This window comes from Streptomyces sp. NPDC048521 (assembly GCF_043199855.1).
GTDB lineage: Bacteria > Actinomycetota > Actinomycetes > Streptomycetales > Streptomycetaceae > Streptomyces.
Map to the genome: position 1 here is coordinate 254528 of NZ_JBICWR010000006.1, position 26235 is coordinate 280762.

The following is a 26235-nucleotide window of genomic DNA, read 5'->3' on the forward strand; positions in this document are numbered from 1 at the left end:
GTCTGCCAGCGAGCCGGAGAATCCAGCGAAGGGAACGATGTGACCGACATCGAGCGCGTCGGAGTCGTGGGCTGCGGCCAGATGGGCGCGGGCATCGCCGAGGTGTGCGCCCGCGCGGGACTGGACGTGAAGGTCGCCGAGACCACCGGCGAGGCCCTGGAGATCGGCCGTACCCGGCTGTTCAGCTCCTTGGCCAAGGCCGCCGAGCGCGGCAAGATCACGGAGGAGGAGCGGGACGCCACGCAGGCGCGCCTCGGCTTCACCACCGACCTCGGCGAGTTCTCCGACCGTGACCTCGTGATCGAGGCCGTCGTGGAGAACGAGCAGGTCAAGACGGAGATCTTCCAGGTGCTTGACCAGGTGGTGACCCGCCCGGACGCGATCCTGGCCTCCAACACCTCCTCGATCCCGCTGGTGAAGCTGGCCGTCGCCACCTCCCGCCCCGACCACGTGGTCGGCATCCACTTCTTCAACCCGGCCCCGGTGCAGCAGCTGGTCGAGCTGATCCCGGCGCTCACCACCTCCGAAGGCACCCTCAGCCGCGCCCAGGTCTTCGCCGAGAAGGTGCTCGGCAAGCACGCCATCCGCGCCCAGGACCGCTCCGGGTTCGTGGTCAACGCGCTGCTCGTGCCCTACCTGCTGTCCGCGATCCGGATGTTCGAGTCGGGCATCGCGAGCCGCGAGGACATCGACAACGGCATGGAGATGGGCTGCGCGCACCCGATGGGCCCGCTCAAGCTGTCCGACCTCATCGGTCTGGACACCATCGTCTCCATCGCCAACTCGATGTACGCCGAGTACAAGGAGCCGCTGTACGCCGCTCCCCCGCTGCTGCAGCGCATGGTCGAGGCCGGCCGGCTCGGCCGGAAGACCGGCTCGGGCTTCTACACCTACGGCTGACTACCGTCCGCTACCCCTGTGGGCCCGGCACCGATATCGGTGCCGGGCCCATCTGTTTCACACACCGTGTGCGCGCCGGGCACGCATATGCCCGTCACACACGCTCCCCACGCGCCCACCAGGCGAGTTGACTCTTCATGCGCATGCAAGGGATGCGGAACCATCCATACCGACTACCGAAAGGAGCGGACCCGTGACCGCCGATCCGGAGCATCCCGTGGTCCATGGAGAACTCGCAGAGTTACGGCGCCGCCTCGACGTGGCCTACGCCCGTGTCGAGGGAGGGCTGAACCTGCTCAGTCACCGTACCGAGGAGACCGCGAAGGAACTGGACGAGCTGAACTCCCGCATGATCTCGCTCGAACACGCCCGCTGGCCGCTGCCCTCGCTCGCCGCGCTGACGGCGCTGGGCGCGCTCGTCGTGACCGTCTGGCAGGCGCTGGCGGCCCACTAGCCTTCCGCGAGCCTGAGGTGGTGCAGCAGGAGTAACGCGGCCGCCATGTTGGCGGCCGGGACCTCCCCACGGGCGATCAGGTCGGGGACGAGTTTGAGGGGCACCCATTCCCTGCGGTCCGACTCGAAGTCGTCCACGGGGTGTCCGACGTACTCGCCGCGGTCGGACCAGTAGATGTGGTGCCGGGCGTCGGTGAGGCCGTTGGACGGCTCCACGGTCATGAGGTGGTGCAGGGGTCCCGGCCGCCAGCCGGTCTCCTCCTCCAGTTCCCTGGCGGCCGCGCGGGCGATGTCCTCGCCGTCCTCGACGACACCCGCGGCCAGTTCCCACCCCCAGCTGTCGGTGATGAAGCGGTGGCGCCACAACAGGAGGATTTCGTTGGCCTCGTTGACGACCGTGGCCACGGCCACGGGCCGCAGCCGGATCAGGAAGTGGTCGAGGTGCCGGCCGTCCGGCAGCTCGACATCTGCGAGATTGACGCTGAACCAGCGATTTGCATACACGGTTTGTTCGTTCTGTTTCGTCCACTGCACGGTTCTGCCACCTTCCGCTGAGTAAGTGGCAATATCGCAGCAGGGACTCTGTACCCACAGTGGGCCTACAGCGGTACGCGCAGTGCCCCGTCGATGAGTTCGGCGGCCTCGGCGGTTCCGGCCGAGCCGCAGCGCACCAGGTGCTCGCGTACCGCGCGCAGTCTGTCGCGCAGCCGCTGGGACTCCATCCCGCGCGCCTGTTCGGCCATCTGCACGGCCGTGGCCACCGCCTTGTCGGCGTTGCCCTGGCGCAGTTCGATGGTGCTGAGCATGGCGAGCCGGTGCACCCGCCCGCGGTCGTGCGCCGGGTTGTCCACGGCGGCGGCCGCGTGCTCCCGGGCGGCGGCCAGCTCCCCGAGGCTGAGGAGCGCCTCGGCCACCTGGACGTTGACCAGTCCGGGCTGGACGTAGCCCGTCTCGTCGGGTTCGTAGCCGCGCCGGATGCGGTCGGCGGCCGTCTCCGCGCGCCGGATGCAGGACAGCGCGCTGCCGCTGTCCCCGAGGTGGGCGTACGCCTTGGCCTGCATCGCGTACAGGTCGGAGGCGAGCGCCGGGGTGATGTGCTTGCCGGCGGCACGCAGCGCGGCCTCGGCGAAGGCGACGGCCTGCCGGTACTCGCGCATGAACAGCGACTGGTTGACCAGCAGGGCTATCACATACGCACCGAGTCCCCGGTCGCCGCTGGCCTTTGCCAATCTCAGCGCCTGGTGGAAGTAGCGCTGGGCGAGTCCGTGGGCGTCGGAGTCGTACGCGCAGATGCCCGCGATGGCGACCAACCCGCCCGTCGCCCGGTGCAGTTGGCGTCCGGTGGCGTCGGTGTAGCTGCCGCGCAGCAGCGGGGCGGCCTCGGCGTTGAGGAAGCCGACGATCCGCGTCCGCGTGGCGATGCCACCGGCCTTGCGGTACATCTGCTCGTAGTGCGTACGGGCGGCGCGCAACATCTCGATGTCGGCGGTGGTGACCCGGTGCCGGCCGCCGCGGGAGACGTCGACGTCCTCGGGCGGGTTCTCCCACTCCCACACCGGCATGACCGCGGGGGTGCCCGTGACGGCCGGAGCCCCCAGCACGTGCGGCCGCTGCTGTTCGTCGGACCGCCAGAGCGCGGTGGCCCGTTCCACGAACCCGCCGAGGGAACCGGCGTGCGCGGTGGCCGGCTCACCGGGCACCCCGAGGCCGATGTCGTCCAGGGTCACCTGCCGGTGCAGGCGCTCGGCCAGCACCTCGCAGATCAGGTCGGGCACCTGCCCGCGGGGCCGCTGGCCCTTCAACCACCGCGCCACGGCGGTGTGTTCGTACCGGAGCGCGAGGCCCCGTCTCCGGCCCGCCTGGTTCACATGGGCGGCGAGACCGGCGTGCGAGATCCCCGCCTCGTCCAGGATGGCGTCGAGCAGAGTATTGGGCTGCATGGGATGCCCCCCGAGTGGCCTGGTGCGGTCAGCGTAGTGCGTCCGCGTTCACACGGGGTGTGAACGGAACGCGTGCATCCGGGCTGTGCGCGCGCTGTCGCGGAGCGTGTCGGTTCGGTTGACTGAAGTGCCTCGCAAGAGGCCGGCCGGGCCGCCGGCTCCCCCTCGAAACAGCGGCGGCCCGGCAGTGGTCCCGGGCGGGTGGTCAGGGGTGCGAGGTCGGCTGCGGGTCCGCGGGGGCTGGTCACGCCCGCCGCGCGGAGCCGCTGACGTCACCGTCCCGCGCCCCCAGACACAGCCTGGGCCTTCCCCGATCGTTGCGGAGGACCAGGACCGCCACATCGTCGGTGGGCCTGCCGGCCGTGTGCTGCCGGAGCGCCGTGAAGACCGTGCGCAGCACCGTCTGGGCCGTCACCGGGTGATCGCGGACGGCCTCACGCAGCGCGGTCGGCAGCGGGAAGAACCGGCCGCGGGCGTCCCTGGCGTCCTCCGCGCCGTCCGTGAAGAGGACCAGAAGGTCTCCGGGGAGCAGGTGGCCGCACAGGTGGGCCTCCAGTTCCGCCGGGAGCGGGAAGGGGCCCAGGGGCGGGAGCGGGTCGGCGCGCGTGAGGGGCCGTACACGCGTACCGCTGAGCAGGTACGGCCAGGGGTGACCGCAGTTGAGGGCCCGCACCCGGCCGTCCCGCGCGATCTCCAGGAGCAGGACGGTGACGAACTCCTCCGCGACCGGGGGACCCGGGTCCTGCCCGCTCGACGGGTGGTCGGCGCGGGAGCGTTCGCGCAGGTGGCGTGCGTGCGCCCGCTCCAGGCGCCGGAGCACACAGGGCAGGTCGGCCTCGTCGTGGGCGGCCTCGCGGAAGCTGCCGAGGACGGCTGCGACGGTGCCGAGGGCGGCGAGTCCATGGCCGCGCACGTCACCCATGACGACACGGACGCCGTGCTCGGTGGCGACGGCCTCGTACAGGTCGCCGCCGACGGTGGCGCCGCGGTCGGCGGACAGCTGGGCGGCGGCCACGTTCAGCCCGTCGAGTCGGGGCGGCAGCGGCCGCAGCAGCACGCTCTGGGCGGCGCCGGCCACCCGGTGGGCCTGCCGGAGTTCGCGCAGCAGGGCGCGCCGGACGTGGATGATCAGGCCGGTGCCGACCGCGAAGAACACGGCGCTGGTGACGATGCGCGCGCCGAGCCCGTCCTGCTGGGCGAGTGGGCAGCCGAACTTGTAGCCGATCACCACGGCTCCCCAGAGCGTGGGCAGTGCGGCTCCCCGCGCGGTGGGCGCCCGTGCCTTGATGCGGATCATGCCTCTGGTCCCCCATGTGGGCCCTGAAAGAGCAGACGGACCGACCCCGAAAGGCCGGTCCGATTCTGTCGACGGCATGACCCGGAAGGGCCAGATCACCCCGGATTCCCACCCGAACGAGTGAGAACACCCTGGTCGGCCCGCATTTATGCAGGCCGACGGGGAGGGGGACACCTCAAGGGGCGCGGGGAACTGCCGCGCCCGCCACGGACGACCCGCGGCCGGCCGTCGGCAGACCCCCACGGCGATCAGCCCCTCAGGACAGCCCCCGTGCGCTCGCCCGCAAGGGCGACCGCGGCATCCCGGGCGGCCGACGCCTCGTCCACGGTCAGCGTCCGGTCACCCGCACGGAACCGCAGCGCATAGGCGAGCGACTTCCGCCCGTCGCCCAGCTGCTCCGCGTTCTCGTACACGTCGAACAGCCGGATGGACTCGAGCAGCTCACCCGCCCCCTCACGCAGCGCAGCCTCGACCTCGGCCGCCGGGACCGGCTTGTCGACCACGAGGGCGACATCCTGCGTGGCCACGGGGAACGTGGAGATCCGCGGCGCCTGCGGAACGCCGTCGCCCACCGCCTCCAGGGCGTCCAGGTCGAGCTCCATCGCGCAGGTGCGCTCGGGCAGACCCAGGGCCTTGAGGACACGCGGGTGCAGTTCTCCGGCATGGCCCACGACCGTCTCCGTGCCGTCGGCGACGACCGCGAACTCGGCGCAGCGCCCGGGGTGCCACGGACCGTACCGGCCCTTGCGGACGATCAGGTCGGCACCGGCTTCCCGCGCGACGGCGCGCCCCGCCTCGATGGCGTCGGCCCAGTCGGCCGGACGGCCCTTGCCCCACCAGCCGGCCTGCTCGCGGGCGCCCGCGAGGACGACGGCGACGTGCCGCGGCTGCTCGGGCAGCGCGGCGTTCAGCTCGGCGATCTCCTCGTCGGTGGGACGGCGGTCGACGGGCAGGTGCACGGCGGCGCGCCGCTCCTCGCGCGGCAGGAAGACCAGGCCGGTCTCGAACAGCGCCAGGTCGTGCGAACCCCGGCCGTCGTTGCGCCGCAGGGCACCCAGCAGGCCCGGCAGCAGCGTCGTACGGAGCGCGGGCTCCTCGTCGTTCAGCGGGTTGGCCAGCTTCACGACGCGGCGGGCCGGGTCGTCGGACTCGAGGCCGAGCTGGTCGAAGACCTGCTCGGCGACGAACGGGTAGTTCGGCGCCTCGACGTAGCCCGCGCCGGCCAGCGCGCGGCCGACGCGGCGGTGCAGCCGCTGGCGGTGGGTCAGGCCGCGGCCCGAGGGCGGCTTGGGCAGCGTGGAGGGCAGGTTCTCGTAGCCCTCCAGGCGGATGACCTCCTCCGCGAGGTCGTTCGCCTCGGCGAGGTCGGGCCGCCAGGACGGGACGGTGACGATCAGCTCGTCCTGCCCGTAGACGTCGCAGCCGATCTCCTGCAGGCGGCGGACGACGGTCTCGCGGCCGTAGTCGACGCCCGCGACCTTGTCCGGGTGGTTCGCCGGGACGGTGATCGTGTGCGGGGCGGAGGGCGCGATGATCTCGGTGACGCCGGCCTCGGCGGTGCCGCCCGCGAGCAGGACCAGCAGGTCCACGGTGCGCTGTGCGGCGGCAGCGGCGGCCTGCGGGTCGACGCCCCGCTCGAAGCGGCGGGACGCCTCGGAGGACAGCTTGTGGCGGCGGGCCGTACGCGCGATCGACACGGCGTTGAAGTGGGCCGCCTCGATGACGACGTCGGTGGTCGCGTTCTCCACGTCCTCGTGGTCGGCGATCTCCGTGTGGGCGCCGCCCATCACGCCGGCGAGGCCGATCGGGCCGCGCTCGTCGGTGATGACCAGGTCCTCGGCGTGCAGCTTGCGCTCGACGCCGTCGAGGGTGACGAGCTTCTCGCCCTCCTCCGCGCGGCGCACGCCGATGGTGCCCTGCACCAGCTTGCGGTCGTAGGCGTGCAGGGGCTGGCCCAGCTCCATCATCACGTAGTTCGTGACGTCGACGGCGAGCGAGATCGGGCGCATGCCGACCTTCTGCAGGCGGCGCTGCAGCCAGATCGGGGAGCGTGCCTCGGGGCTCAGGCCGGTGACCGTGCGGGCGGTGAAGCGGTCGCACCCGATCGGCTCGGTGACCTGGACGGGGTAGCCGTAGGCGTTCGGGGCCGGTACGTCGAGCAGGGCCGGGTCGCGCAGCGGCAGGCCGTAGGCGATGGCGGTCTCGCGGGCGACGCCGCGGATGGACAGGCAGTCGCCGCGGTTGGCGGTGACGGCGATGTCCAGGACCTCGTCGACCAGCTCGAGCAGCTCGATGGCGTCCTTGCCGACCTCGGTCTCCGGCGGCAGCACGATGATGCCGTGGTTGCCGTCGTCGCCCATGCCCAGCTCGTCGCTGGAGCAGATCATGCCGTGGGACGTCTTGCCGTAGGTCTTGCGGGCGGCGATGGAGAAGCCGCCGGGCAGCGTGGCGCCCGGGAGGACCACGACGACCTTGTCGCCGACCGCGAAGTTGCGGGCGCCGCAGACGATCTCCTGGGGCTCGCCGGTGCCGTTGGCCTGGCCGACGTCGACGGTGCAGAAGCGGATCGGCTTCTTGAAGCCCTCCAGCTCCTCGATGGTCAGCACCTGGCCGACGACCAGGGGGCCCTTGAGGTCGGCGCCGAGCTGCTCGACGGTCTCGACCTCCAGACCGGCCGAAATGAGCTTGGCCTGGACGTCACGGCCGGTCTCGGTCGCCGGCAGGTCGACGTACTCCCGCAGCCAAGAAAGCGGGACCCGCATCAGATCTCCATCCCGAACGGCCGGGTGAACCGGACGTCACCCTCGACCATGTCTCGCATGTCCTCGACGTTGTGGCGGAACATCAGCATCCGCTCGATGCCGAACCCGAAGGCGAAGCCGCTGTACTTCTCCGGGTCGACGCCGCAGGCGGCCAGCACCCGCGGGTTGACCATGCCGCAGCCGCCCAGCTCGATCCAGCCCTCGCTGGAGCAGGTGCGGCAGGGCCGGTCGGGGTTGCCGACGGACTCGCCGCGGCAGACGTAGCACACCATGTCCATCTCGGCGGACGGCTCGGTGAACGGGAAGAAGTTGGGCCGCAGCCGGGTCTTCATGCCCTCGCCGAACAGTGACTGGACCATGTGGTCCAAGGTGCCCTTGAGGTCGGCCATGGTCAGGCCCTCGTCCACGGCGAGCAGCTCGACCTGGTGGAAGACCGGGGTGTGCGTGGCGTCCAGCTCGTCCGTGCGGTACACGCGGCCGGGGCAGATCACGTAGACCGGCAGCTCGCGGTCGAGCAGGGAGCGGATCTGCACGGGCGAGGTGTGGGTGCGCAGCACCACGCCGGACTCGGCGCCGCCGCCCTGGCCCTGCACGAAGAAGGTGTCCGCCTCGCCGCGGGCCGGGTGGTCCGGGCCGATGTTGAGGGCGTCGAAGTTGAACCACTCGGCCTCGACCTCGGGGCCCTCGGCGACCTCGTAGCCCATGGCCACGAAGACGTCCTCGATGCGCTCCGAGAGCGTGGTCAGCGGGTGGCGGGCGCCGGCCGGGACGCGGTCGTACGGCAGCGTGACGTCGACGTCCTCCTCGACCAGCACGCGGGCGTCCCGCTCGGCCTCCAGCTCGCTCTGGCGGGCGGCGAGGGCCTTGTTCACGGCGCCGCGGGCCTGGCCCACGCGCTTGCCGGCGTCGGCCTTGGCGTGCGGGGGCAGGGCGCCGATCTCGCGGTTGGCGAGGGCCAGCGGGGAGGCGGGGCCGGTGTGGGCGACCTTGGCCTCGTGGAGCGCGTCGAGGGAGTCCGCGGCGGCGAAGGCGGCGAGCGCCTCGTCCCGCATGCGCTCGATCTCTTCCGGTTTCAACGCCTCGACCTCGACAGGGTCGTACGACTTATTCGGTGCCGACATCTCTTCCCGTGCTTCCGATTGGCTGGCGGATGGTCCCCGTGACCGGCGCTGGGCCGCGTGCAGGACACAAAGGTGCCAAAGGCCGAGTCTAACGGGGTGGATGTGTGCGAATGCGCCCGCGGGCTGCTCCCTGGCGTTCTCAGCCGTTGTCAGGTGAGATACGCGGGTGCCCCCACGGGCAACGTAAATCGGAACTCGGCGCCGCCGCCGGGGGCGCGGCCGACCGTGATGATGCCGCCGTGGGCCTCGACGATGCCCTTGACGATGTAGAGCCCGAGCCCCGTGCCGCCGCGCTTGCTGCCCCGCCAGAAGCGGGTGAAGACGCGGTTCATGGACTCCTCCGGGATGCCTGGCCCCTCGTCGCTCACGGTGACCGACGTGCCGGTTTCCTCGCCCTCGCGCGGGGACGCCGAGGGCGTGACGTCAATGGTGACGGTTCCCTCGCCGTGCCGCACGGCATTTTCCAGCAGGTTGCTGAGCACCTGGTCGACCTTGTCGGGGTCGGCCCACAGGGCGGGCAGCGGCTGTTCGATGCGGAGCAGGAAGCGGTCGGCCCGCTGGCCGGCGGCGACGTAGGCCTGGATGTGCCGGGAGACGGCGGCGCCTATGTCGACGGGCTGCCGGCGCACCTCCAGCCGCCCGCTGTCGATCCTCGAGATGTCCAGCAGCTCGGCGATGAGGCGGGTGACGCGGTCGGCGTCCGCGTCGACGGTCTCGAGCATCAGCCGCTTCTGGTCGTCCGTGAAGCGTTCCCATTTGGCGAGGAGCGTGGCGGTGAAGCCCTTCACGGAGGTCAGCGGCGAGCGCAGCTCGTGGGCGACGGTGGCGATCAGCTCGGCGTGGCTGCGTTCGGTGCGGCGGCGGGCCTCGGTGTCCCGCAGGGAGACGACCACGCGCCGTACCGGCCCGAGAGGCTCGTCGCGCACGTACCGGGCGGAGACCAGCACCTCCCGGCCGCCGGGCAGCAGCAGGTTGCGCTCGGGCTGGCGGACCCGGATCGAGAGCCCGCCGTAGGGGTCGGTGAGCTGCCACCAGCGCCGCCCTTCCAGGTCCTCCAGGGGCAGCGCCTTCTCCAGGGGCTGCCCGAGGGCGTCGGCGGCCGGTACGGCGGTGATGCGTGCGGCGGCGGCGTTGAAGCGGACGACCCGGCCGTGCTCGTCGGCGACGACGAGGCCGTCGGGCAGCTGGTCGGGATCGATGCCCGGGCCGGTCCCGTGGTGCCCGGGCGCGGGTGTGCCCCGCGCGTCCCGTCCTTCCGGCGCAGTGCTCGTGCCGGCCACACTCATCCCCGTACCCCACCTCTCAGACGGCGCAGGGCCCCGAGCTGGTCACCCTACTAGCTCTCGGTGACGGAACGGCACCCTCCGGAGGCGCGCTGTGCACGGGCCGACGCGTAGAGACATACGGCGGCGGCCGTGGCGAGGTTCAGGCTCTCGGCCCTGCCGTGGATCGGAACGCGTACGACGGCGTCGGCGAGCGCGCGGGTCTCCTCCGGGAGCCCCCAGGCCTCGTTGCCGAAGACCCAGGCGGTCGGACCGCCCATGGTGCCCTTGTCCAGTTCCTCGTCGAGGTCGCGGTCGCCGGCGCCGTCGGCGGCGAGGATGCGCACGCCGGCGTCCTTCAGCCCCTCGACGGCCCGCTCGACGGGAACCCCGACGGCGACGGGCAGATGGAAGTGCGAGCCGACGGAGGCCCGTACGGCCTTGGGGTTGTACAGGTCGACGGAGGCGTCGGTGAGGATGACGGCCTCGGCGCCGGCGGCGTCGGCGCAGCGCAGCACCGTACCGGCGTTCCCGGGGTCACGCACATGGGCGAGGACGGCGACGAGCTTGGGCCGCGCGGCGAGGATGTCCTCGAACGGGGTGTCCAGGAACCGGCAGACCCCGACCAGGCCCTGCGGGGTGACGGTGGTGGAGATGTCGGCGATGACGTCTTCCGAGGCCAGGTGCACGCGGGCGCCCGCGTTCCGGGCCTCGCCGATGATGTCGGCGTACCGCTCCGCGGCCTCCACGGTGGCGAACAGCTCGACGAGCGTGGGGATGCCGTCGGCACGATGGCCGGCCGCTTCCCTGACGGCCTGCGGTCCCTCGGCGAGGAACAGCCGGTCCTTGCCCCGGAAGTTCCGCTTGGCCAGCCGCCGGGCGGCGCTGACTCGGGCGGACCGGGGGGAGATCAGCTCGGGGCTGACGGGCGGCATGCTCTTCACCTTCAGGAGAACTTCGACAGGCGGGTGGCGCCCCGAAGGGGCGCGGGGAACTGCGCGAGGACCACGACGGACCCGCGGCCGAACGACGTGCAGGGGCCCCCAACAACAGGACCCGCAAGCCATGACAGCCTGCGGGTCCTACAGTGAACGTCGACTCAGAGCCGGCGCAGCGTCACGCGGCCTTCGGCGCGTTGACGTCCGACGGCAGCGCCTTCTGCGCGACCTCGACGAGCGCCGCGAAGGCGTTCGCGTCGTTCACGGCCAGCTCGGCAAGGATCTTGCGGTCGACCTCGACGTTCGCGGCCTTCAGACCCTGGATGAAGCGGTTGTAGGTGATGCCGTTGGCGCGGGCAGCGGCGTTGATGCGCTGGATCCACAGCTGACGGAAGTCGCCCTTGCGCTTCTTGCGGTCGTTGTAGTTGTAGACCAGCGAGTGGGTGACCTGCTCCTTGGCCTTGCGGTACAGGCGCGAACGCTGACCGCGGTAGCCGGAGGCCTGCTCGAGGATCGCCCGGCGCTTCTTGTGGGCGTTGACTGCCCGCTTGACGCGTGCCACTTGTTAACTCCTTGTAGCGGGGTCGTGGTGGTCCTCACACGACCCGGAAACGATTCGGTCCCGGTCCAGACGTACGGCGCTCGGACGGCGCCGCGGCGTCACTTGCCGAGAAGCTTCTTGATCTTCGCGGCGTCGCCCGGGGCCATCTCGGCGTTGCCGGTGAGGCGACGCGTGACGCGGGACGACTTGTGCTCGAGCAGGTGGCGCTTGCCGGCGCGCTCACGGAGCACCTTGCCGGAGCCGGTGACCTTGAAGCGCTTGCTGGCACCGCTGTGCGACTTGTTCTTCGGCATAGCGCCGTTCTCTCCTCGTCGGTGGCGCTCCGGTGCCCGGTCGCGAAAACCGGGCACGGTGGAGCGTCGCTCTTCTATCGGTTACATCCTCGGGGACGGGTGTCCCCCGGGATCACGCCTCGGCGGAAGCCTCGGCAGGGGCCTCGTCGTGGGCCTCGGCGTTCACTGCGTCCGGGTCCGCGGCGTTCTGCGACTTGCCGGGGTTCGCCTTCGCCTCGGCCTTGCGGGCCTCCTGCGCCTGGCGGGCCTCGGCCATCGCCTCGGTCTTCTTCTTGTGCGGACCGAGGACCATGATCATGTTTCGGCCGTCCTGCTTCGGGTTCGACTCGACGAAACCGAGGTCCTGGACGTCCTCCGCGAGACGCTGCAGCAGTCGGTAGCCCAGCTCGGGGCGGGACTGCTCGCGACCACGGAACATGATCGTGATCTTGACCTTGTCGCCCTGCTTGAGGAACCGGACGACGTGACCCTTCTTGGTGTCATAGTCGTGCGGGTCGATCTTCGGCCGGAGCTTCATCTCCTTGATGACCGTGTGCGCCTGGTTCTTGCGCGCCTCACGGGCCTTCATGGCCGACTCGTACTTGAACTTCCCGTAGTCCATGAGCTTGCACACGGGCGGACGGGCGTTCGCCGCGACCTCGACCAGGTCCAGGTCGTACTCCTGCGCAAGCTCCAGTGCCTTAGCGAGCGGGACAATGCCCACCTGCTCGCCACTGGGACCGACAAGTCGCACCTCGGGAACGCGAATCCGGTCGTTGATGCGGGGCTCGGCGCTGATGGATCCTCCTCGGTAGCACCACACGGCGGTCTGGCGGACAGCCGCGTAACGTCTCTGTTCGTTAGACCTAACCGCGCCGAAGCACAAAAAATGCCCCGGACGATCACAGGCGGGCGGGCTCCAATGACTACCGGAGCACCGCCGCGGTGACCGCGGGGCGCACTTTCGGGCGACTCCATCGTCCGTACGGAACGATGGTGGCCGCCTGACCGGAGACCCGCCGTCCCCAAGGACGGTCAGGTGGGAGATCGGAGCCTCCACTTGTGGGCCGGGTGCCCTGATTTTCCTCATGGCATGTCCGGCCGGTCGTCAACCAGGTTAGCAGCATCGCTTGACAAGGGCTAATTGAAGGTCGCCGGGCCGGACCACCTATCGTGTGGGGCATGAGTGACACCCCTGCCGAGTCCCCCGACTTCGACGCGATGACCCGGGACATCGCCGAGGTCCCCGCCGTCGAGGTGATCGTGACGGTCGCCGTCAACCTGATGAGCGCCTCCGCCGTGAAGCTCGGGCTCAGCGAGGAGGGCGACAAGTACAAGGACCTGGACGAGGCCCGCAGGCTGATCACCGCCCTCGCGGGTCTGCTGGACGCGAGCGCGACCGAGATCAGCTCCTTCCACGCGGCGCCGCTGCGCGACGGTCTGAAGTCGCTGCAGCTGGCGTTCCGCGAGGCGTCGATCGTCCCGGACGAGCCGGGCCAGGGCCCCGGCGAGAAGTACACCGGCCCGGTCTACGGCTAGCTCACCGCGCAGGGATCATCCTCGTACGTACAAGGGCTCGCCCGGAGGCGTGGTCCCGGCCGGCAGCAGTGCCAGGTCGAGGCCGCGCACCAGGCGGGCCCTCAGCGTTTCGTCGGCCGCGAGGCGCTCGGCGACGGCGCGGGCGGCCTCGGCGGGCGGGGCGGCCGGGTCGAGGACGAGCGCGAGGGTGCCGTCGGCCTGCCCGGGCCCGAGGTGGGCGCGCAGTACGGCGGGCTCCGCCGCGACCGCGGCACGGACGGCCTCGACGACGGCCGGGTCCGCGAGCGGGTCGGTGCTGGTGCGGCCCTCGGCGAGGGCGAGCAGCGCGGGGCCGGTCAGCTCGAACGGCACGGGTCCGGCGAGGTCCAGTACGACCGTGTCGGCCTTCTCGTGCGCGGCGGCCTCGAGTGCCTGGTGCAGCGGTACGGCGACCGGGCGGGCCGCGGGGTCCCAGCGGGCGAGGGAGTCGGTGGAGGTGAAGGCGGGCAGGGCGGTGCGCCGGCCGGCCTTCAGGGTGGGTACGGCCATGTCGCTGGTCTTCTCCCGGCGCAGCCCGTTCTCGTCCTCCTCGACCTCGCCGAGCACGGCGACGACGGGGACCAGCAGACGGGCGCCCTTGAGGGCCTCCAGGACGGGCCCCAGGGCGCTGCGGTCCTCGGCCCAGCCGGCGAGCGCCGCGCTCAGCCGGGGGTCGGCGGAGCCGTCGTCGTCGGAGAAGCCGGGGTCGGGAATGTTCTTGTTCGCCACGGTCACCGACCCTATAGGGGGGAAGCTGCCGGGCTCGTTCGGGGCCGGGAGCACCGGCGTCACCGCCTTCAGGGGAATCTCAGCATTCCCTGACCCCCCTCTCACGTCCGTCCGACGGGACGCACAGTCCGCGCCCCGAGCATCGCGGGCATGGAGTCCCCCAGAGCCTGCCGTCGCCGCCGCGCGCGTGCGTCCCGGCGCCGTCCGCTTCTCCACGCCGTGCTCTGCGTCGTCGCCATGGGCGGGGTCGCGGCCGGCGGCACGGTCTGCGTGACGGCACGGGCGCACTCCGGGTCCGCGGCCGTATCGTCGGCGGCGTCGCCCTCGGCCACCTCCTCGGCCGGGGCGGGCGAGGAGGCATCGGTGGAACCCGTGACGGAGCCTTCGCCCACGGCGGTGGACCGGCAGGCGTCGCTGTCGAGGGCGATGGCGGCGGTGGACGTGCCGTCGGGCGCGCAGCTGTCGGCGGCGGTGCTGGACCTCGGCTCCGGTGCGAGCGCGGTGTACGGGGACGCCGCTTTCGACACGGCGAGCATCGTCAAGGTCGACATCCTGGCCGCGCTGCTGCTCCAGGCGCAGGACGCGGGACGGCGGCTGACGGCGACCGAGAGGGCGTACGCCGCGAAGATGATCGAGAACAGCGACAACGCGTCCGCGACGGCGCTGTGGCATGCGATCGGGCGGGCCGAGGGGTTGGACGCCGCGAACGAGCGGTTCGGGCTGACGGAGACCTCCGGTGGCTCGGGCGAGCTGTGGGGGCTGACGCAGACCACGGCCGCGGATCAACTGGTGCTGCTCCAGCAGGTCTTCGGGGAGGGCTCGAAGCTGAGCGCCGCGTCGCGGGCGTATGTGCGGGGGCTGATGAAGGGGGTGGAGGCGGATCAGCGGTGGGGGGTCTCGGCCGCTGCTGAGGGTGGTTCCTGGGCGCTGAAGAACGGGTGGCTGCCGCGGAGTACGACCGGGCTGTGGGTGGTCAACAGCATCGGGCGGGTGACGGTGGGTTCGGCCGACTACCTGGTGGCCGTGCTGTCGAAGGGGAGCGTGAGTCAGGCGCGGGGGGTCTCCTTGGTGGAGGCCGCGGCCGAGGCCGCGGTGGCCGGGTTCGCCTCGGCGCCGTAGGGGTGCGGGTCGTCCGGCGGTGCGGTGCGTCGCGGCTGGGCGCACGGTTCCGCGCGCCCCTGGGGTTCCCCGGGATCGGCTCAGTCTCTACGGGGTGTGCCTGCGGCCTCTCCAGAGGACCACGCCCGCCACCAGCAGCACGCCGCCCGCGCCGCCTGCCAGGGGGCCCGCCCAGTCGGAGGTGGTGCCCGTCGCCTTGGGGGTGTCCGGGCCGGGGCCGAAGTACTGGTCACCGTAGGACGCCGGGCGCAGGCCCTTCGGCTTCAGGCGGGCGGCTGCCTTCAGGGCGGCCGCCGGGTCGATCATGCCGAAGCCCCGGGAGTCGTCGCGGCCGCCTACCGGGGCGTCCCGGGCGGTGTCCTCCAGGAGCTTCTTGACCTGGGCCGGGGTCAGCTCGGGGTGGGCGGCCCGGATCAGGGCCGCGGCACCGGAGACGAAGGCGGAGGCCGCGCTCGTGCCCCAGCCCGCGTAGTACTTGTGGTCGGGGTCGGCGATCACGACGTCGACTCCGGGTGCGCTGACCGCGGCGTACCAGCGGCGGGTGGAGAAGGAGGCACGGGTGCCGTACTTGTCCACGGCCGTGGCGGCGATGACGCCCGGGTAGGCGGCCGGGTAGGAGACGTGGTCGCCCTTGTCGCCGCCGTTGCCCGCCGAGGCCACGACGACCACGCCCTTTTTCAGGGCGTACTGCACGGCCTCGTCCTCGCTCGGTTCGGGGTGGGCGGAGTCGGAGTCGTCGCCGAGGGAGAGGTTGATGACGTCGGCGCCGTGGTCGGCGGCCCAGCGGATGCCGTCGGCGAGGGCGCTGCCGCGGGTGGTGCGGGCCTTGGCGCGTGCGGGGTCGCCGTCCTCCAGGATCACGCGGACCGGCAGGATCTTCGCCTCCGGGGCGACGCCCATCACGCCGTCGGTGCCGCCGGGGCCGTGGCCGTGGCCGGCGACGATGCCGGCCATGGCGGTGCCGTGCCGGGCCCAGGTGCGGTCGCCCGGTCCGGAGCCGAAGCCGATCATGTCCTTGGCGGGCAGGACGTTGCCGCCGAGGTCGGGGTGGTCGGCCTCGACGCCGGTGTCCAGGACGGCGACGGTGACGCCGCGGCCCTTGGTGGTCTGCCAGGCCTCGGTCAGGTGCAGCGCGGACAGGGCCCACTGCTGGGCGCGGATGCTGTCGGCGTGTGCGGTGGCGGACGGCAGCAGGACGAGGGAGCCGGCGAGCAGGAGGCTCACCGCCGCTCCTGCGGGACCCACGCGGCGGCGGCCGCGGATCGCACGTCTCATGAATGTGTCTCCGTGGCCGAGCCGACGGTCTGGCGCAGGCGCCGTTCGATGCGGTCGGCCAGACCCTGGGCCTCGTTGCCGAGGCCGGCCTGGGCCGGTGCCGAGGTGGCACCGGAGCGGACGGCGTCCGCGGCGGGCTGGGGCGAGTCGACGGTGCGGCCGTCGGCCCAGCCGGAGACGGCGTAGGCGACGACGGGGGCGTCGGTGAGGACGGACACGGTCCAGGTGGCGCGCTGCTCGTCGCCGAAGCCGGCCGCGGCGGTGCCCTTGGCCGCGTACGGCCGGGGCATCAGATCGCTGCGCCGGTCCAGGCGCTCCTCGCGGAAGCGTCGGGCGAGCGCGGACATGGTGGCGGGGTCGGCCTTGGTGAACATCAGGCCGACGGTGGTGACGTAGCTCTGGGTGGCGTCGGTGTAGGTGGCGCGCAGGAGCCGCTGGCAGCCGACCGGGGCGAGGACCTTCTGCAGCAGCGGGTCGAAGGCGTGGGCGCAGCCGGTGTCGGGGGCCACCGCGATCCGGGTCCAGGTGCGGTCGGCGCCGCCGGGGCCGGCGCCGGTGCCCTCGACGGTGGGCGGGAACAGCTGGTCGACGGGTGTGCTGTGCCAGAGCGTCCGGGCGGTGGTGTACGCGCTGCCGGGGGCGTCGTCCGCGCCGTCCCCGGTGAGCCAACTCCCGGTCACGGCACCGCCGATGAGACCGAGGCCGAGCACAAGGCAGGCGGCGGCAGCGGCGGTGCGCGGCCGGACCCGGGGGCGCGTCCGCTCGCCGAACGCCTCGGGCTCCCCGAACGACACGAACGGCCGGGCGGCCGGGCCCGCGCTCCAGGAGAGGGCCGGGTCCGGAGCAGTCCGTGGCGGGGGGCCGACGGGACGGGCCGGGGCGACCGGACTCCAGGCGCTGTCCCCCGGCTCCGGCTCCGGCCGCCCGGTGCCGACGGCGAACCCACCGGCACGCGCCGCGGAACCGCCACGGCCACCCTCGCCCCCGGCCGAAGCACCGCTGCCAGGGGGCACGGACCCGACACCGGAACGACGGTCACCGACGGGTCCGGAGGGCGCGGGGGCGACGCCCGTGCGGGAGTCACCGGCCGCACCGACGGACCCGGATGCCACGCCCGCACGACGGTCACCGGCAGGACCGGCGGGAGCGGGTGCCACGCCCGTGCGAGGGTCATCGGCCGGTCCGGTGGGTGCGGGCGAGGCCGTGGTGGGGCCCGGCTCGGAGCCGAGGTGCGGGGGGTTCGGCGACGAAGGCGACGAGGGCACCCGGCGGAGCCGGGCCGTCGTCTCCGAGGGGGTTTCCGCCGGGACTCCGTGTCGACGGGGCTCCCTGACCGGGCGGAGCCGGGCCGTGTTCTCGGCTGCCGTCGCCGTGGGGGCCGCGGGCCGGCCGGGCTCTCCACCGGGGCGGTGTGCGGGGCGAACCGGACCCGTGCCGGCGGAGATGCCGGCCGAACCGGTGCCGTCGCGGTGTGTCCCTCGGCCCGTGCCCGGCGGGGCGTCGGGGAAGCGGGCGGAGGCAGGCGGCGGGGGCGGGCTCACGGGGTCGGTGATCTCGGGCACGGCGAGGTGCCGTGAGGACGCCGTGCCAGAACCGTTCGCGAACCCCGCGCCGGTCACAAACGCCGTGTCAGTCCCGACCCCGCTGCCGGACACGGACCCCGTGCCGGTCACAACCCCCGTGTCAGTCGCGGAGCCGCTGGACGGTCGGGGTGCGCGTGGGGTGAAGACGGACGGTTCGTCGTCGAGGTCGGCGTCCGGTGCCGGGTCCTGTGGAAGCCGCTCGGAGGCACCCGACGCCGGTCCTGGCAGTGGCTGTCGGGAGTCGCCCGATGCCGGGCCCTGCCCAGGGCGTTCAGGGGTGGGGGGTGGGGTCGAGGGGCGTGGGGGGATGGGAGCGTGGCGCGCTTCCGTGGTCATGCACCCCCCGTTTCCTCGTGCCCGGGCCGTCTTCTCGTACGCGGGCCGTCCTGCTGCGCGGCGGCGCCCGGCGCGGAAGCTCCCTCCCGGGCACGCATACCCGTACGGCCGTGCCCGCATCCCGGTTCAACCGGTGCGCCGGGCGCGTTCCGCCGTACGTGCGCGTCACTCTACGGGTTGTCGGCGAAGGACAGAGAACCAGTCCACGGCGCCGGGGCATCTGCCCGGTACGTCCCCCTACCCTGCGGTAATCCCGTCTGGCAGGCTTCCGTCATGACTGCGCTCGCCGCCGACAGGGCCCGTTACGACCGGGCCACCGCCCACCTCGACGCCCCGCTCGCGCTCGTGGACCTCGACGCCTTCGACGCCAACGCGGAGGATCTCGTACGGCGGGCCGGCGGCAAGCCGGTCCGGGTCGCCAGCAAGTCGGTCCGCTGCCGTGCCCTGCTGGAACGCGTCCTGGCCAGGGACGGCTTCCAGGGCATCATGTCGTTCACCCTGGCCGAGTCGCTGTGGCTGGCGCGTTCGGGGTTCGAGGACGTCCTGCTGGCCTATCCGTCCGCCGACCGGGCGGGGTTCGCGGAACTGGCCGCCGATCCCAAGCTCGCCGGTGCCGTCACCGTGATGGTGGACGACCCGGCCCAGCTCGACCTCATCGACGCCGCCCGCGGCGGTGGCCGTGAAGTGGTGCGCGTCTGCCTGGAGTTGGACACCTCGCTGCGGCTGCTCGGCGGACGGGTCCGGGTGGGGGCACGGCGCTCGCCGCTCCACTCCCCCGCCCAACTCGCCGAGCTGGCCCGGTCGGTGGCCCGGCGGCCGGGATTCCGGCTGGTGGGCGTCATGGCGTACGAGGGACACATCGCCGGGGTCGGGGACGCGGTGGCCGGGCGGCCGCTGCGCTCGCGGGCGATCCGGCTGATGCAGACCGCGGCCCGGCGGGAGCTGGCCGAGCGCCGGGCCGCCGTGGTGCGCGCGGTGCGCGCGGTCGTCCCGGACCTGGAGTTCGTCAACGGCGGCGGCACCGGCAGTGTGCAGCACACCGCCGCCGAGGACGCGGTGACGGAGATAGCGGCCGGTTCGGGGCTGTACGTGCCGCGCCTCTTCGACAACTACACGTCGTTCACGGGCCGTCCGGCCGCCCTCTTCGCCCAGCCGGTCGTACGGCGGCCCGGCGTCGGTGTGGTCACCGTGCTCGGCGGCGGCTACCCGGCGTCCGGCGCCGCCGGTCCCGACCGGCTGCCGGTGCCGTACCTGCCGGAGGGTCTGGCGTACGACCCGCAGGAGGGTCCCGGCGAGGTGCAGACCCCGCTGCTCGGCTCCCCCGCCGACGACCTGCTGATCGGCGACAAGGTGTGGTTCCGGCACGCCAAGGCGGGCGAGCTGTGCGAGCGGTTCGACGCGCTGCACCTGATCGAGGGCGACACGGTCACGGCGACCGTGCCCACCTACCGGGGTGAGGGGCACACCTTCCTCTGAACGGCCCGTCAGTAGGCCGTGTCCGCCTGGTCCGGCATCGGCGAGCCGTCCGTGCCCCGGAGGGGTCCGTGCGTGCCGTCGGGGGCCGTGTAGGCCGTGGTCGAGCAGGGGTAGGGCTCGGGTCTGCGCGGCAGCGGGTCGAGGAACATGGGGTTGACCAGCCAGCGGCCGTCCGCGTCGGCGTACGCCCGGCACATCAGCTCGGGTTTGTTGCGGTTGATCACGACGTGGGCGCCGGTGGCGTCCTGGACGAAGGTGACGTCGGTGTCGGCGTCACCGGCCGCGAGGGCGGGCCGCCGTTTCCAGGGCTGCCGTTTCCAGGCCCGCGCGCCCTGGACGCCGTACACCTCCTGGTTGATCCAGCAGCGTTTGCCGTCGATGTACGGGATCACCGCACCCCGGCTCGCGGGGACGCCGCCGCAGCCCTCGTTCGCGACGGTGATCCGGCCCCGGTGGTCGAGGACCGAGCGGATGGCGATGGTGTGCGCCGCGTCGACGCCGACCGCCCGCGACCAGACCTCGGTGACGGGTTCGGAGCCCGCCGAGACGACATAGACCCGGAATCCGGCCCGGTGGAGGGTGCGGATCAGGTCGCGTTGCTGGTCGTAGTAGCGGACGTAGGCGGGAACGGTGTGGGTGCCGAGGGTGCGGGTCGCGCCGATCGGGGCGGCCAGGGCCTCTCGGCGGGCGGACCGGGCGTAGGAGGCGAGTTCGGCCGGGGTACGGCCGGCGAAGAGCTGCGGGACCCAGGCGTACTGCGGGACCGTGTGCCGGTGGTTCCAGCGGCCGGCGAAGGCGGGGGCTCCGCTCATGGTGGTGCCGTTCTCGCGGATCTGCACGATCTCGTCGGTGCAGCGGGGGTGGGCCGAGGTGCGCAGGGGCACGGGCGCGCCGGTGCCGCAGGCGGCCGCGAGGGCGCGGTCGGCGGCGTCCGTCAGCCAGGCGCTGGTGTCCTTCCAGCGGGCGGGGCGCAGCAGGCGGTCGTGGCGCAGGGCCCAGGAGAGGGTGGCGTCGGTGACGTCGTTCTTGGTGACGGTGTTGTCCCAGTCGAAGGCGGCGACGGCACCCGTGTGCCCGGAGCAGGTGCCGTACGCGTCGATGACCTGCTGGAGGTGCGTGCGGTTGTCGCCGTACCAGGTGCCCGACAGCGCGGGGCACGTGTGAGGGGCCGTCGTCGTTGTGCCGGGCGCGGCCGCCAGGGTGGCGGCCGCCGCCAGGATCCACGCGAGATGCTGTCGCATAGGCGCGGACCGTACACCTTTGTCCCTACAGGGGTGTGACGTACGCGCCGGAGATCCCGCCGTCCACCAGGAAGTCGGTGGCGTTGACGAAGGAGGAGTCGTCGCTGGCCAGGAAGGCGACGGCGGCGGCGATCTCCTCGGCCCGGGCGAACCGGCCGACCGGGATGTGGACGAGGCGGCGGGCGGCCCGCTCCGGGTCCTTCGCGAACAGCTCCCGCAGGAGCGGGGTGTCGACCGGGCCGGGGCACAGGGCGTTCACCCGGATGCCCTCCCTCGCGAACTGCACGCCCAGTTCGCGGGACATGGCGAGCACACCGCCCTTGGAGGCCGTGTAGGAGATCTGGGAGGTGGCCGCGCCCATCCGGGCCACGAAGGAGGCGGTGTTGATGATGGAGCCCTTGCCCTGGCGGCGCATGTAGGGGATGGCGGCCTTGCAGCACAGGTAGACGGAGGTGAGGTTGACCTCCTGGACTCGCTGCCAGGCCTCCAGGCCGGTCTCCAGGATGGAGTCGTCGTCGGGCGGTGAGATGCCGGCGTTGTTGAAGGCGACGTCGACGCTGCCGTAGGTGTCGTAGGCGGTCCTGAAGAGGGCCTCGACCTGCTCGGGGTCGGTGACGTCGGCCTTCACGAAGAGTCCGCCGACCTCGTCGGCGGCGGCCTTGCCCGCGGTCTCGTCGATGTCCGCGCAGACCACGTGGGCGCCTTCGGTGGCGAGCCGGCGGACGGTGGCGAGACCGATGCCGCTGCCGGCTCCGGTGACGACTGCGGTACGGCCGACCAGGCGGCGGCAGACGATGGTGTCGGTCACTGTGCGGGGCCCTCCGTGCTGATGAAGACGTTCTTGGTCTCGGTGAAGGCGGTCAGGGCGTCGGGGCCGAGTTCGCGGCCGAGGCCGGACTGCTTGAAGCCGCCGAACGGGGTCCAGTAGCGGACGCTGGAGTGGGAGTTGACGGACAGGTTGCCCGCGCGGACGGCCTGGGAGACGCGCAGGGCGCGGCCGACGTCCCGGGTCCAGATGGAGCCGGAGAGGCCGTAGGGGGTGTCGTTGGCGAGGCGGATCGCGTCCTCCTCGTCGGTGAAGGGGAGGAGGACGGCGACGGGGCCGAAGATCTCCTCGCGGGCCGCCTCGCTGTCGTGCCGCTCCCCGGTGAGCACGGTCGGCGGGAACCAGAAGCCGGGTCCTGCGGGGGCGCTGCCGCGCAGGGCCGGGGCGTTCTCGGGGACGAAGGACCGTACGCGGTCCAGTTGCCGGCGCGAGATCAGCGGGCCCATCTGCGTCCGCTCGTCGGCCGGGTCGCCCACGACGACGGCGGCCAGCGCGTCGGCGAGGAAGTCGCGGGCCTCTTCGAACACCGCCTCCTGGACGAGGATGCGGGTGCGGGCGCAGCAGTCCTGGCCGGAGTTGTCCAGGAAGGAGAAGGGATCGAGGGCGGCCTTGAGGTCGGCGTCGGCGAAGACGACGTTGGGACTCTTGCCGCCGAGTTCGAGGGTGACCGGCTTGACCAGGCGGGCGCAGCGCTCCATGACCTCGCGGCCGGTGCCGGTGGAACCGGTGAACACGATCTTGGCCACGTCCGGGTGGTCCACGAGAGCGCGTCCGGCGGTGTGGCCGTAGCCGGGCAGCACCTGGAAGAGGTGCTCGGGCAGGCCCGCCTCCAGGGCCAGTCCGGCGAGCCGGAGCGCGGTGAGCGGGGTCGTCTCGGCGGGCTTGAGGACGACCGCGTTGCCGGCCGCGAGTGCCGGGAAGGAGCCCCAGGCGGCGATCGGCATCGGGAAGTTCCACGGGGCGATCACGCCGACCACGCCCAGGGGTTCGTGGAAGGTGACGTCCCAGCCGCCGGGGGCCGGGATCTGCTGGCCGAGGAGGCGCTCGGCACCGCCGGCCGCGTACAGCAGCAGGTCGCGGGCGTTGCCGGCCTCCCAGCGGGCGTTGCCGACGGTGTGGCCGGCCTCGCGGACCTCCAGCAGGGCGAGGTCCTCGATGTGGGCGTCGACGACGTCGGCGAACCGGCGGAGCAACCGGGCCCGGTCGGCGGGGGCGAGGGCGGCCCACGTGCGCTGGGCGCGTGCGGCCCGTACGACGGCGGCGTCCACGTCCTGCGCGGTGGCGGCGGGGACGGTGGCGACGACCTCCTCGGTGGCGGGGTTGAGGACCTTCAGCTCGTGCGGGTCGGACACGTGGTGACCTTTCACAGGCGTTCGAAGGAGCGGCGCAGCTCCCAGTCGGTGACCGCGGCGTCGAAGGCCTCCAGCTCGACGCGCGCCATGTTGCGGTAGTGGGCCACGACCTCGTCGCCGAAGGCGGCCTCGGCGATCGGGCTGTTCTCCCAGAGTCCGGCGGCCTCCCGCAGGGTGGTCGGGACGTGCGCGAAGTCCGCGGTGTAGGCGTTGCCGGGGCAGGGCTCGGGGAGTTCGAGCTTCTGCTCGATGCCGTACAGGCCGGCCGCGACGATTCCGGCGACGGCGAGGTACGGGTTGACGTCGCCGCCGGGGAGGCGGTTCTCGAAGCGCAGGGACCGGCCGTGGCCGACCACGCGGAGGGCGCAGGTGCGGTTGTCGTGGCCCCAGGCGACTGCCGTGGGGGCGAAGGAGCCGGGCTGGAACCGCTTGTAGGAGTTGATGTTGGGGGCGTAGAGGAGGGAGAAGTCGCGGAGGGCGGCGAGCTGTCCGGCGAGGAAGTGCCGCATCACGTCGGACATCCCGTCGGGCCCGGCCATGGCGTTGTGGCCGTCGGCGTCGGCGAGCGAGAGGTGGATGTGGCAGGAGTTGCCCTCGCGCTCGTTGTACTTGGCCATGAAGGTGATCGAGACGCCTTCCTGGGCGGCGATCTCCTTGGCGCCGGTCTTGTACAGGGCGTGCTGGTCGCAGGTGCGCAGGGCCTCGTCGTAGCGGAAGGCGATCTCGTGCTGGCCGGGGTTGCACTCGCCCTTGGCCGACTCCACGGTGAGGCCGGCGCCGGCCATGTCGTTGCGCAGGCGGCGCAGCAGCGGCTCGATGCGTCCGGTGCCGAGGATCGAGTAGTCGATGTTGTACTGGTTGGCCGGGGTCAGGCCCCGGTAGTTCGCGTCCCAGGCCTGTTCGTAGCTGTCCTTGAAGACGATGAACTCCAGCTCGGTGCCGACCTGGGCGGTGTAGCCGAGTTCGGCGAGCCGGTCGAGCTGGCGGCGCAGGATCTGGCGTGGGGCGGCGACGACCGGGGAGCCGTCGTTCCAGGCGAGGTCGGCGACGAGCAGGGCGGTGCCGGGGTGCCAGGGGATGCGGCGCAGGGTGGCCAGGTCGGGGTGCATGGCGAAGTCGCCGTAGCCGCGGTCCCAGGAGGACATCGCGTAGCCGTCGACCGTGTTCATCTCGGTGTCCACGGCGAGGAGGTAGTTGCAGCCCTCGGTGCCGTGGTGCAGGACCTCGTCGAGGAAGAAGCGGGCGGCGAACCGCTTGCCCTGGAGGCGTCCTTGCAGGTCGGGGAAGGCCAGGACGACAGTGTCGATCTCACCGCTCGCGACCAGGGCGTGCAGTTCCTCGACGCTGAGCGGGGCGGTGCGGTCTGCCACGGGAGAGCCTCCTTCGGCGCCTTCGCGCTTTTTCGGCCGGGCCGGGAGCCATAAGGTATGGCCGAGGACCATTGCTTGGGAAGGGGGCACGGCGGATGGCGCGGGGCGTGGCGGGGCAGGGGGTGGGTGACCGGCTCGCCCCGGTGCTGCGGCCGGTGCGCGCGGGCAACGGCTTCGAGGAGGCGCTGGAGCAGATCCTGCAGGTCGTCCGCCTCGGCCTGGTGCCGGGCGGCGAACGGCTGCCGGCCGAGCGGGAGCTGGCGGAGCGGCTCGGGGTCAGCCGGGTGACCCTGCGCGAGGTGCTGAAGGTGCTGCAGGACCAGGGGCTGGTGGAGGCACGGCGCGGACGCTACGGCGGGACGTTCGTGCTGCCGCGCGCGGACGCGGGCGGCGAGGACGAGCTGCGGCGGCGCATCGCCGAGGTCGACATCGAGGACGTGCTGCGCTTCCGGGAGGTGCTGGAGGTGGGCGCGGCCGGGCTGTGCGCGGCGCACGGGCTGACGGACGAGCAGGGCGGCCGGCTGCGCGAGGCGCTGGACCGCACCCACGATGCCCCGCTCGGCGACTACCGGCGCCTGGACACGCTGCTGCACCTGACGCTCGCCGAGCTGTGCGGCTCACCCTCCCTGACCGCGCAGTACGCGGCGGTCCGGGCGACGGTCAACGACCTGCTCGACTGCATTCCGCTGCTGGTGCGCAACCTCGAGCACTCCCAGCGGCAGCACACCGCGCTGGTGGAGGCGGTGCTGGACGGGGACGCGGACGGGGCGCGGGAGATGATGCGTGAGCACTGCGCGGGTACGGCGGCCCTGCTGCGGGGGTTCCTGGCGTAACGGTGCCGACGTAAAGGTATGGAGGCGAACCTTTGACTTCCGGGGAGGGCGGGATGACCGGACGACCACTGATCGGTGTGAGCACCTATCTGGAGAGCGGTGCGCGCTGGGGCGTGTGGGAGCTGGAGGCGACGCTGCTGCCGGCCGCGTATCCCCGGCTGGTGCAGCGGGCCGGGGGGCTGGCGGCGATGCTTCCGCCGGACGCACCGGGGCACGCGCAGGCCGCGGTCGCCCGGCTCGACGGGCTGGTGATCGCGGGCGGCCCGGACGTCGACCCGGCGCGCTACGGCGCCGAGCGCTCTCCTCGTACGGGCCCTCCGGCGCCGGAGCGGGACGCCTGGGAGCTCGCCCTGATCGACGCGGCCCTCGCCGCGGACGTGCCGGTGCTGGGGATCTGCCGGGGCATGCAGCTGCTGAACGTGGCCCTCGGCGGGACCCTCGTCCAGCACCTGGACGGGCACGCGGAGGTGGTCGGGGTGTTCGGCGGGCACCCGGTGAAGCCGGTACCGGGCACGCGGTACGCCGGGATCGTCCCGGAGGAGCTGACGGTGCCGACGTACCACCATCAGGCGGTGGAGCGACTCGGCGAGGGACTGGTGCCGTCGGCCTACGCGGCGGACGGCACGGTGGAGGCGGTCGAGCTGCCGGCGGACCGGGGCTGGGCGCTCGGGGTGCAGTGGCATCCGGAGATGGGCGAGGATCTACGGGTGATGCGGGCGCTGGTCGCTGCGGTGGGCTGAGCGGGCCGAGCGGGGTGCCGACGCGGGCTGTGCGGAGGGGCGCCGTGGGGCTTCTGCCGGTTGCCGGGTGCGGGTCCGTCGTGGGCCTTCGCGCAGTTCCCCGCGCCCCTGAGGGGGTTGCCGTTGCCGTTGGCCGGCGGGGCCGAGCGGAACAGCGCCGTGGGGCTTCTGCCGGTAGCCGGGTGCGGGTCCGTCGTGGGCCTTCGCGCAGTTCCCCGCGCCCCTGAGGGGGTTGCCGTTGCCGTTGGCCGGCGGGGCCGAGCGGAACAGCGCCGTGGGGCTTCTGCCGGT

Annotated in this window: 24 protein-coding genes; 7 read left to right on the plus strand and 17 right to left on the minus strand. The window is 72.7% G+C overall.

Annotated features, from left to right (window positions below):
- Positions 1–39 precede the first annotated feature (39 nt).
- Both ACGFRF_RS17030 and ACGFRF_RS17035 read left to right on the plus strand, forming a co-directional pair.
- On the plus strand, positions 40–900 hold the full coding sequence (locus tag ACGFRF_RS17030) for a 3-hydroxybutyryl-CoA dehydrogenase (protein WP_393740549.1): 861 nt from the start codon (positions 40–42) through the stop codon (positions 898–900).
- 193 nt (positions 901–1093) lie between these two features.
- The gene (locus tag ACGFRF_RS17035) at positions 1094–1354 is read left to right on the plus strand and encodes a hypothetical protein (RefSeq protein WP_393740551.1); all 261 of its coding nucleotides are present in this window, start codon (positions 1094–1096) and stop codon (positions 1352–1354) included.
- Here ACGFRF_RS17035 and ACGFRF_RS17040 read toward each other — a convergent pair.
- From ACGFRF_RS17040 to infC, 10 genes are all read right to left on the minus strand, one after another.
- A complete protein-coding gene (locus ACGFRF_RS17040; RefSeq protein ID WP_393740553.1) occupies positions 1351–1887 on the minus strand; it encodes an NUDIX hydrolase in 537 nt (178 codons plus the stop codon). The genes ACGFRF_RS17035 and ACGFRF_RS17040 overlap by 4 nt on opposite strands.
- A 65-nt stretch (positions 1888–1952) precedes the next feature.
- Positions 1953–3293 carry a transcriptional regulator gene (locus tag ACGFRF_RS17045; RefSeq protein WP_393740555.1) on the minus strand — a complete coding sequence of 447 codons (1341 nt, stop codon included), beginning with the start codon at positions 3291–3293 and terminating at the stop codon, positions 1953–1955.
- 244 nt (positions 3294–3537) lie between these two features.
- Entirely contained in the window at positions 3538–4590 is a 1053-nt protein-coding gene (locus ACGFRF_RS17050; RefSeq protein ID WP_393740557.1) for a PP2C family protein-serine/threonine phosphatase, read from the minus strand.
- A gap of 248 nt (positions 4591–4838) precedes the next feature.
- Positions 4839–7352, minus strand: coding sequence for a phenylalanine--tRNA ligase subunit beta (gene pheT, locus ACGFRF_RS17055; protein ID WP_393740559.1), 2514 nt, complete (start codon positions 7350–7352; stop codon positions 4839–4841).
- Complete coding sequence (pheS, locus tag ACGFRF_RS17060; protein ID WP_393740561.1) at positions 7352–8473, minus strand: phenylalanine--tRNA ligase subunit alpha; 1122 nt, start codon at positions 8471–8473, stop codon at positions 7352–7354. The genes pheT and pheS overlap by 1 nt, the downstream gene beginning before the upstream one ends.
- A gap of 149 nt (positions 8474–8622) precedes the next feature.
- Positions 8623–9759, minus strand: coding sequence for an ATP-binding protein (locus ACGFRF_RS17065; protein WP_393740562.1), 1137 nt, complete (start codon positions 9757–9759; stop codon positions 8623–8625).
- A gap of 50 nt (positions 9760–9809) precedes the next feature.
- Positions 9810–10670: a TrmH family RNA methyltransferase gene (locus ACGFRF_RS17070; RefSeq protein WP_393740564.1), complete on the minus strand. Its 861-nt coding sequence runs from the start codon at positions 10668–10670 to the stop codon at positions 9810–9812.
- A 181-nt stretch (positions 10671–10851) separates the two neighbouring features.
- The gene (gene rplT / locus ACGFRF_RS17075) at positions 10852–11235 is read right to left on the minus strand and encodes a 50S ribosomal protein L20 (protein ID WP_006141703.1); all 384 of its coding nucleotides are present in this window, start codon (positions 11233–11235) and stop codon (positions 10852–10854) included.
- Between the two features lie 98 nt (positions 11236–11333).
- On the minus strand, positions 11334–11528 hold the full coding sequence (rpmI, locus tag ACGFRF_RS17080; protein ID WP_004933563.1) for a 50S ribosomal protein L35: 195 nt from the start codon (positions 11526–11528) through the stop codon (positions 11334–11336).
- Positions 11529–11640: 112 nt separating this feature from the next.
- On the minus strand, positions 11641–12330 hold the full coding sequence (gene infC / locus ACGFRF_RS17085; RefSeq protein ID WP_393740566.1) for a translation initiation factor IF-3: 690 nt from the start codon (positions 12328–12330) through the stop codon (positions 11641–11643).
- A 359-nt stretch (positions 12331–12689) separates the two neighbouring features.
- On the opposite strand from infC, the gene ACGFRF_RS17090 reads away from it, so the two are divergent.
- Positions 12690–13046, plus strand: coding sequence for a DUF1844 domain-containing protein (locus ACGFRF_RS17090; RefSeq protein WP_393740568.1), 357 nt, complete (start codon positions 12690–12692; stop codon positions 13044–13046).
- 15 nt (positions 13047–13061) lie between these two features.
- Here ACGFRF_RS17090 and ACGFRF_RS17095 read toward each other — a convergent pair whose 3' ends face one another.
- Positions 13062–13793, minus strand: a complete 732-nt coding sequence (locus tag ACGFRF_RS17095; protein WP_393740570.1) for an SseB family protein — start codon at positions 13791–13793, stop codon at positions 13062–13064.
- 150 nt (positions 13794–13943) lie between these two features.
- On the opposite strand from ACGFRF_RS17095, the gene ACGFRF_RS17100 reads away from it, so the two are divergent.
- Positions 13944–14912: a serine hydrolase gene (locus tag ACGFRF_RS17100; RefSeq protein WP_393740572.1), complete on the plus strand. Its 969-nt coding sequence runs from the start codon at positions 13944–13946 to the stop codon at positions 14910–14912.
- Between the two features lie 87 nt (positions 14913–14999).
- Here the strand turns inward: ACGFRF_RS17100 and mycP are convergent, their stop codons facing one another.
- Positions 15000–16187 carry a type VII secretion-associated serine protease mycosin gene (gene mycP, locus ACGFRF_RS17105; RefSeq protein ID WP_393740574.1) on the minus strand — a complete coding sequence of 396 codons (1188 nt, stop codon included), beginning with the start codon at positions 16185–16187 and terminating at the stop codon, positions 15000–15002.
- Positions 16184–17200, minus strand: coding sequence for a hypothetical protein (locus ACGFRF_RS17110; protein WP_393740576.1), 1017 nt, complete (start codon positions 17198–17200; stop codon positions 16184–16186). Before ACGFRF_RS17110 ends, mycP begins: the two co-directional genes overlap by 4 nt.
- Before the next feature lie 1179 nt (positions 17201–18379).
- Between ACGFRF_RS17110 and ACGFRF_RS17115 the strand changes: the two genes are divergently transcribed.
- Positions 18380–19582 carry an amino acid deaminase/aldolase gene (locus ACGFRF_RS17115; protein WP_393740578.1) on the plus strand — a complete coding sequence of 401 codons (1203 nt, stop codon included), beginning with the start codon at positions 18380–18382 and terminating at the stop codon, positions 19580–19582.
- A gap of 8 nt (positions 19583–19590) precedes the next feature.
- Here ACGFRF_RS17115 and ACGFRF_RS17120 read toward each other — a convergent pair whose 3' ends face one another.
- Genes ACGFRF_RS17120 through ACGFRF_RS17135 form a run of 4 tightly spaced genes read right to left on the minus strand, consistent with a single transcriptional unit; the run spans position 19591 to position 24371 of the window.
- Entirely contained in the window at positions 19591–20823 is a 1233-nt protein-coding gene (locus ACGFRF_RS17120) for a haloacid dehalogenase-like hydrolase (protein WP_393740580.1), read from the minus strand.
- A gap of 25 nt (positions 20824–20848) precedes the next feature.
- Complete coding sequence (locus tag ACGFRF_RS17125; protein WP_393740582.1) at positions 20849–21631, minus strand: 3-oxoacyl-ACP reductase; 783 nt, start codon at positions 21629–21631, stop codon at positions 20849–20851.
- A complete protein-coding gene (locus ACGFRF_RS17130; protein WP_393740584.1) occupies positions 21628–23001 on the minus strand; it encodes an aldehyde dehydrogenase family protein in 1374 nt (457 codons plus the stop codon). Before ACGFRF_RS17130 ends, ACGFRF_RS17125 begins: the two co-directional genes overlap by 4 nt.
- An 11-nt stretch (positions 23002–23012) precedes the next feature.
- Entirely contained in the window at positions 23013–24371 is a 1359-nt protein-coding gene (locus tag ACGFRF_RS17135; RefSeq protein ID WP_393740586.1) for a glutamine synthetase family protein, read from the minus strand.
- A 95-nt stretch (positions 24372–24466) separates the two neighbouring features.
- On the opposite strand from ACGFRF_RS17135, the gene ACGFRF_RS17140 reads away from it, so the two are divergent.
- Both ACGFRF_RS17140 and ACGFRF_RS17145 read left to right on the plus strand, forming a co-directional pair.
- The gene (locus ACGFRF_RS17140) at positions 24467–25204 is read left to right on the plus strand and encodes a FadR/GntR family transcriptional regulator (protein ID WP_393740588.1); all 738 of its coding nucleotides are present in this window, start codon (positions 24467–24469) and stop codon (positions 25202–25204) included.
- 53 nt (positions 25205–25257) lie between these two features.
- Positions 25258–25944 carry a gamma-glutamyl-gamma-aminobutyrate hydrolase family protein gene (locus tag ACGFRF_RS17145; RefSeq protein WP_393740589.1) on the plus strand — a complete coding sequence of 229 codons (687 nt, stop codon included), beginning with the start codon at positions 25258–25260 and terminating at the stop codon, positions 25942–25944.
- Positions 25945–26235: the final 291 nt, after the last annotated feature.

Excerpts from the sequence above, each read along its gene's own strand:
- ACGFRF_RS17045 (WP_393740555.1), bottom strand. The coding sequence starts at position 3,293 with ATGCAGCCCAATACTCTGCTCGACGCCATCCTGGACGAGGCGGGGATC.
- ACGFRF_RS17050 (WP_393740557.1), bottom strand. The coding sequence starts at position 4,590 with ATGATCCGCATCAAGGCACGGGCGCCCACCGCGCGGGGAGCCGCACTG.
- pheT (WP_393740559.1), bottom strand. The coding sequence starts at position 7,352 with ATGCGGGTCCCGCTTTCTTGGCTGCGGGAGTACGTCGACCTGCCGGCG.
- pheS (WP_393740561.1), bottom strand. The coding sequence starts at position 8,473 with ATGTCGGCACCGAATAAGTCGTACGACCCTGTCGAGGTCGAGGCGTTG.
- ACGFRF_RS17065 (WP_393740562.1), bottom strand. The coding sequence starts at position 9,759 with ATGAGTGTGGCCGGCACGAGCACTGCGCCGGAAGGACGGGACGCGCGG.
- ACGFRF_RS17070 (WP_393740564.1), bottom strand. The coding sequence starts at position 10,670 with ATGCCGCCCGTCAGCCCCGAGCTGATCTCCCCCCGGTCCGCCCGAGTC.
- rpmI (WP_004933563.1), bottom strand. The coding sequence starts at position 11,528 with ATGCCGAAGAACAAGTCGCACAGCGGTGCCAGCAAGCGCTTCAAGGTC.
- ACGFRF_RS17090 (WP_393740568.1), top strand. The coding sequence starts at position 12,690 with ATGAGTGACACCCCTGCCGAGTCCCCCGACTTCGACGCGATGACCCGG.
- ACGFRF_RS17100 (WP_393740572.1), top strand. The coding sequence starts at position 13,944 with ATGGAGTCCCCCAGAGCCTGCCGTCGCCGCCGCGCGCGTGCGTCCCGG.
- mycP (WP_393740574.1), bottom strand. The coding sequence starts at position 16,187 with ATGAGACGTGCGATCCGCGGCCGCCGCCGCGTGGGTCCCGCAGGAGCG.
- ACGFRF_RS17115 (WP_393740578.1), top strand. The coding sequence starts at position 18,380 with ATGACTGCGCTCGCCGCCGACAGGGCCCGTTACGACCGGGCCACCGCC.
- ACGFRF_RS17120 (WP_393740580.1), bottom strand. The coding sequence starts at position 20,823 with ATGCGACAGCATCTCGCGTGGATCCTGGCGGCGGCCGCCACCCTGGCG.
- ACGFRF_RS17140 (WP_393740588.1), top strand. The coding sequence starts at position 24,467 with ATGGCGCGGGGCGTGGCGGGGCAGGGGGTGGGTGACCGGCTCGCCCCG.
- ACGFRF_RS17145 (WP_393740589.1), top strand. The coding sequence starts at position 25,258 with ATGACCGGACGACCACTGATCGGTGTGAGCACCTATCTGGAGAGCGGT.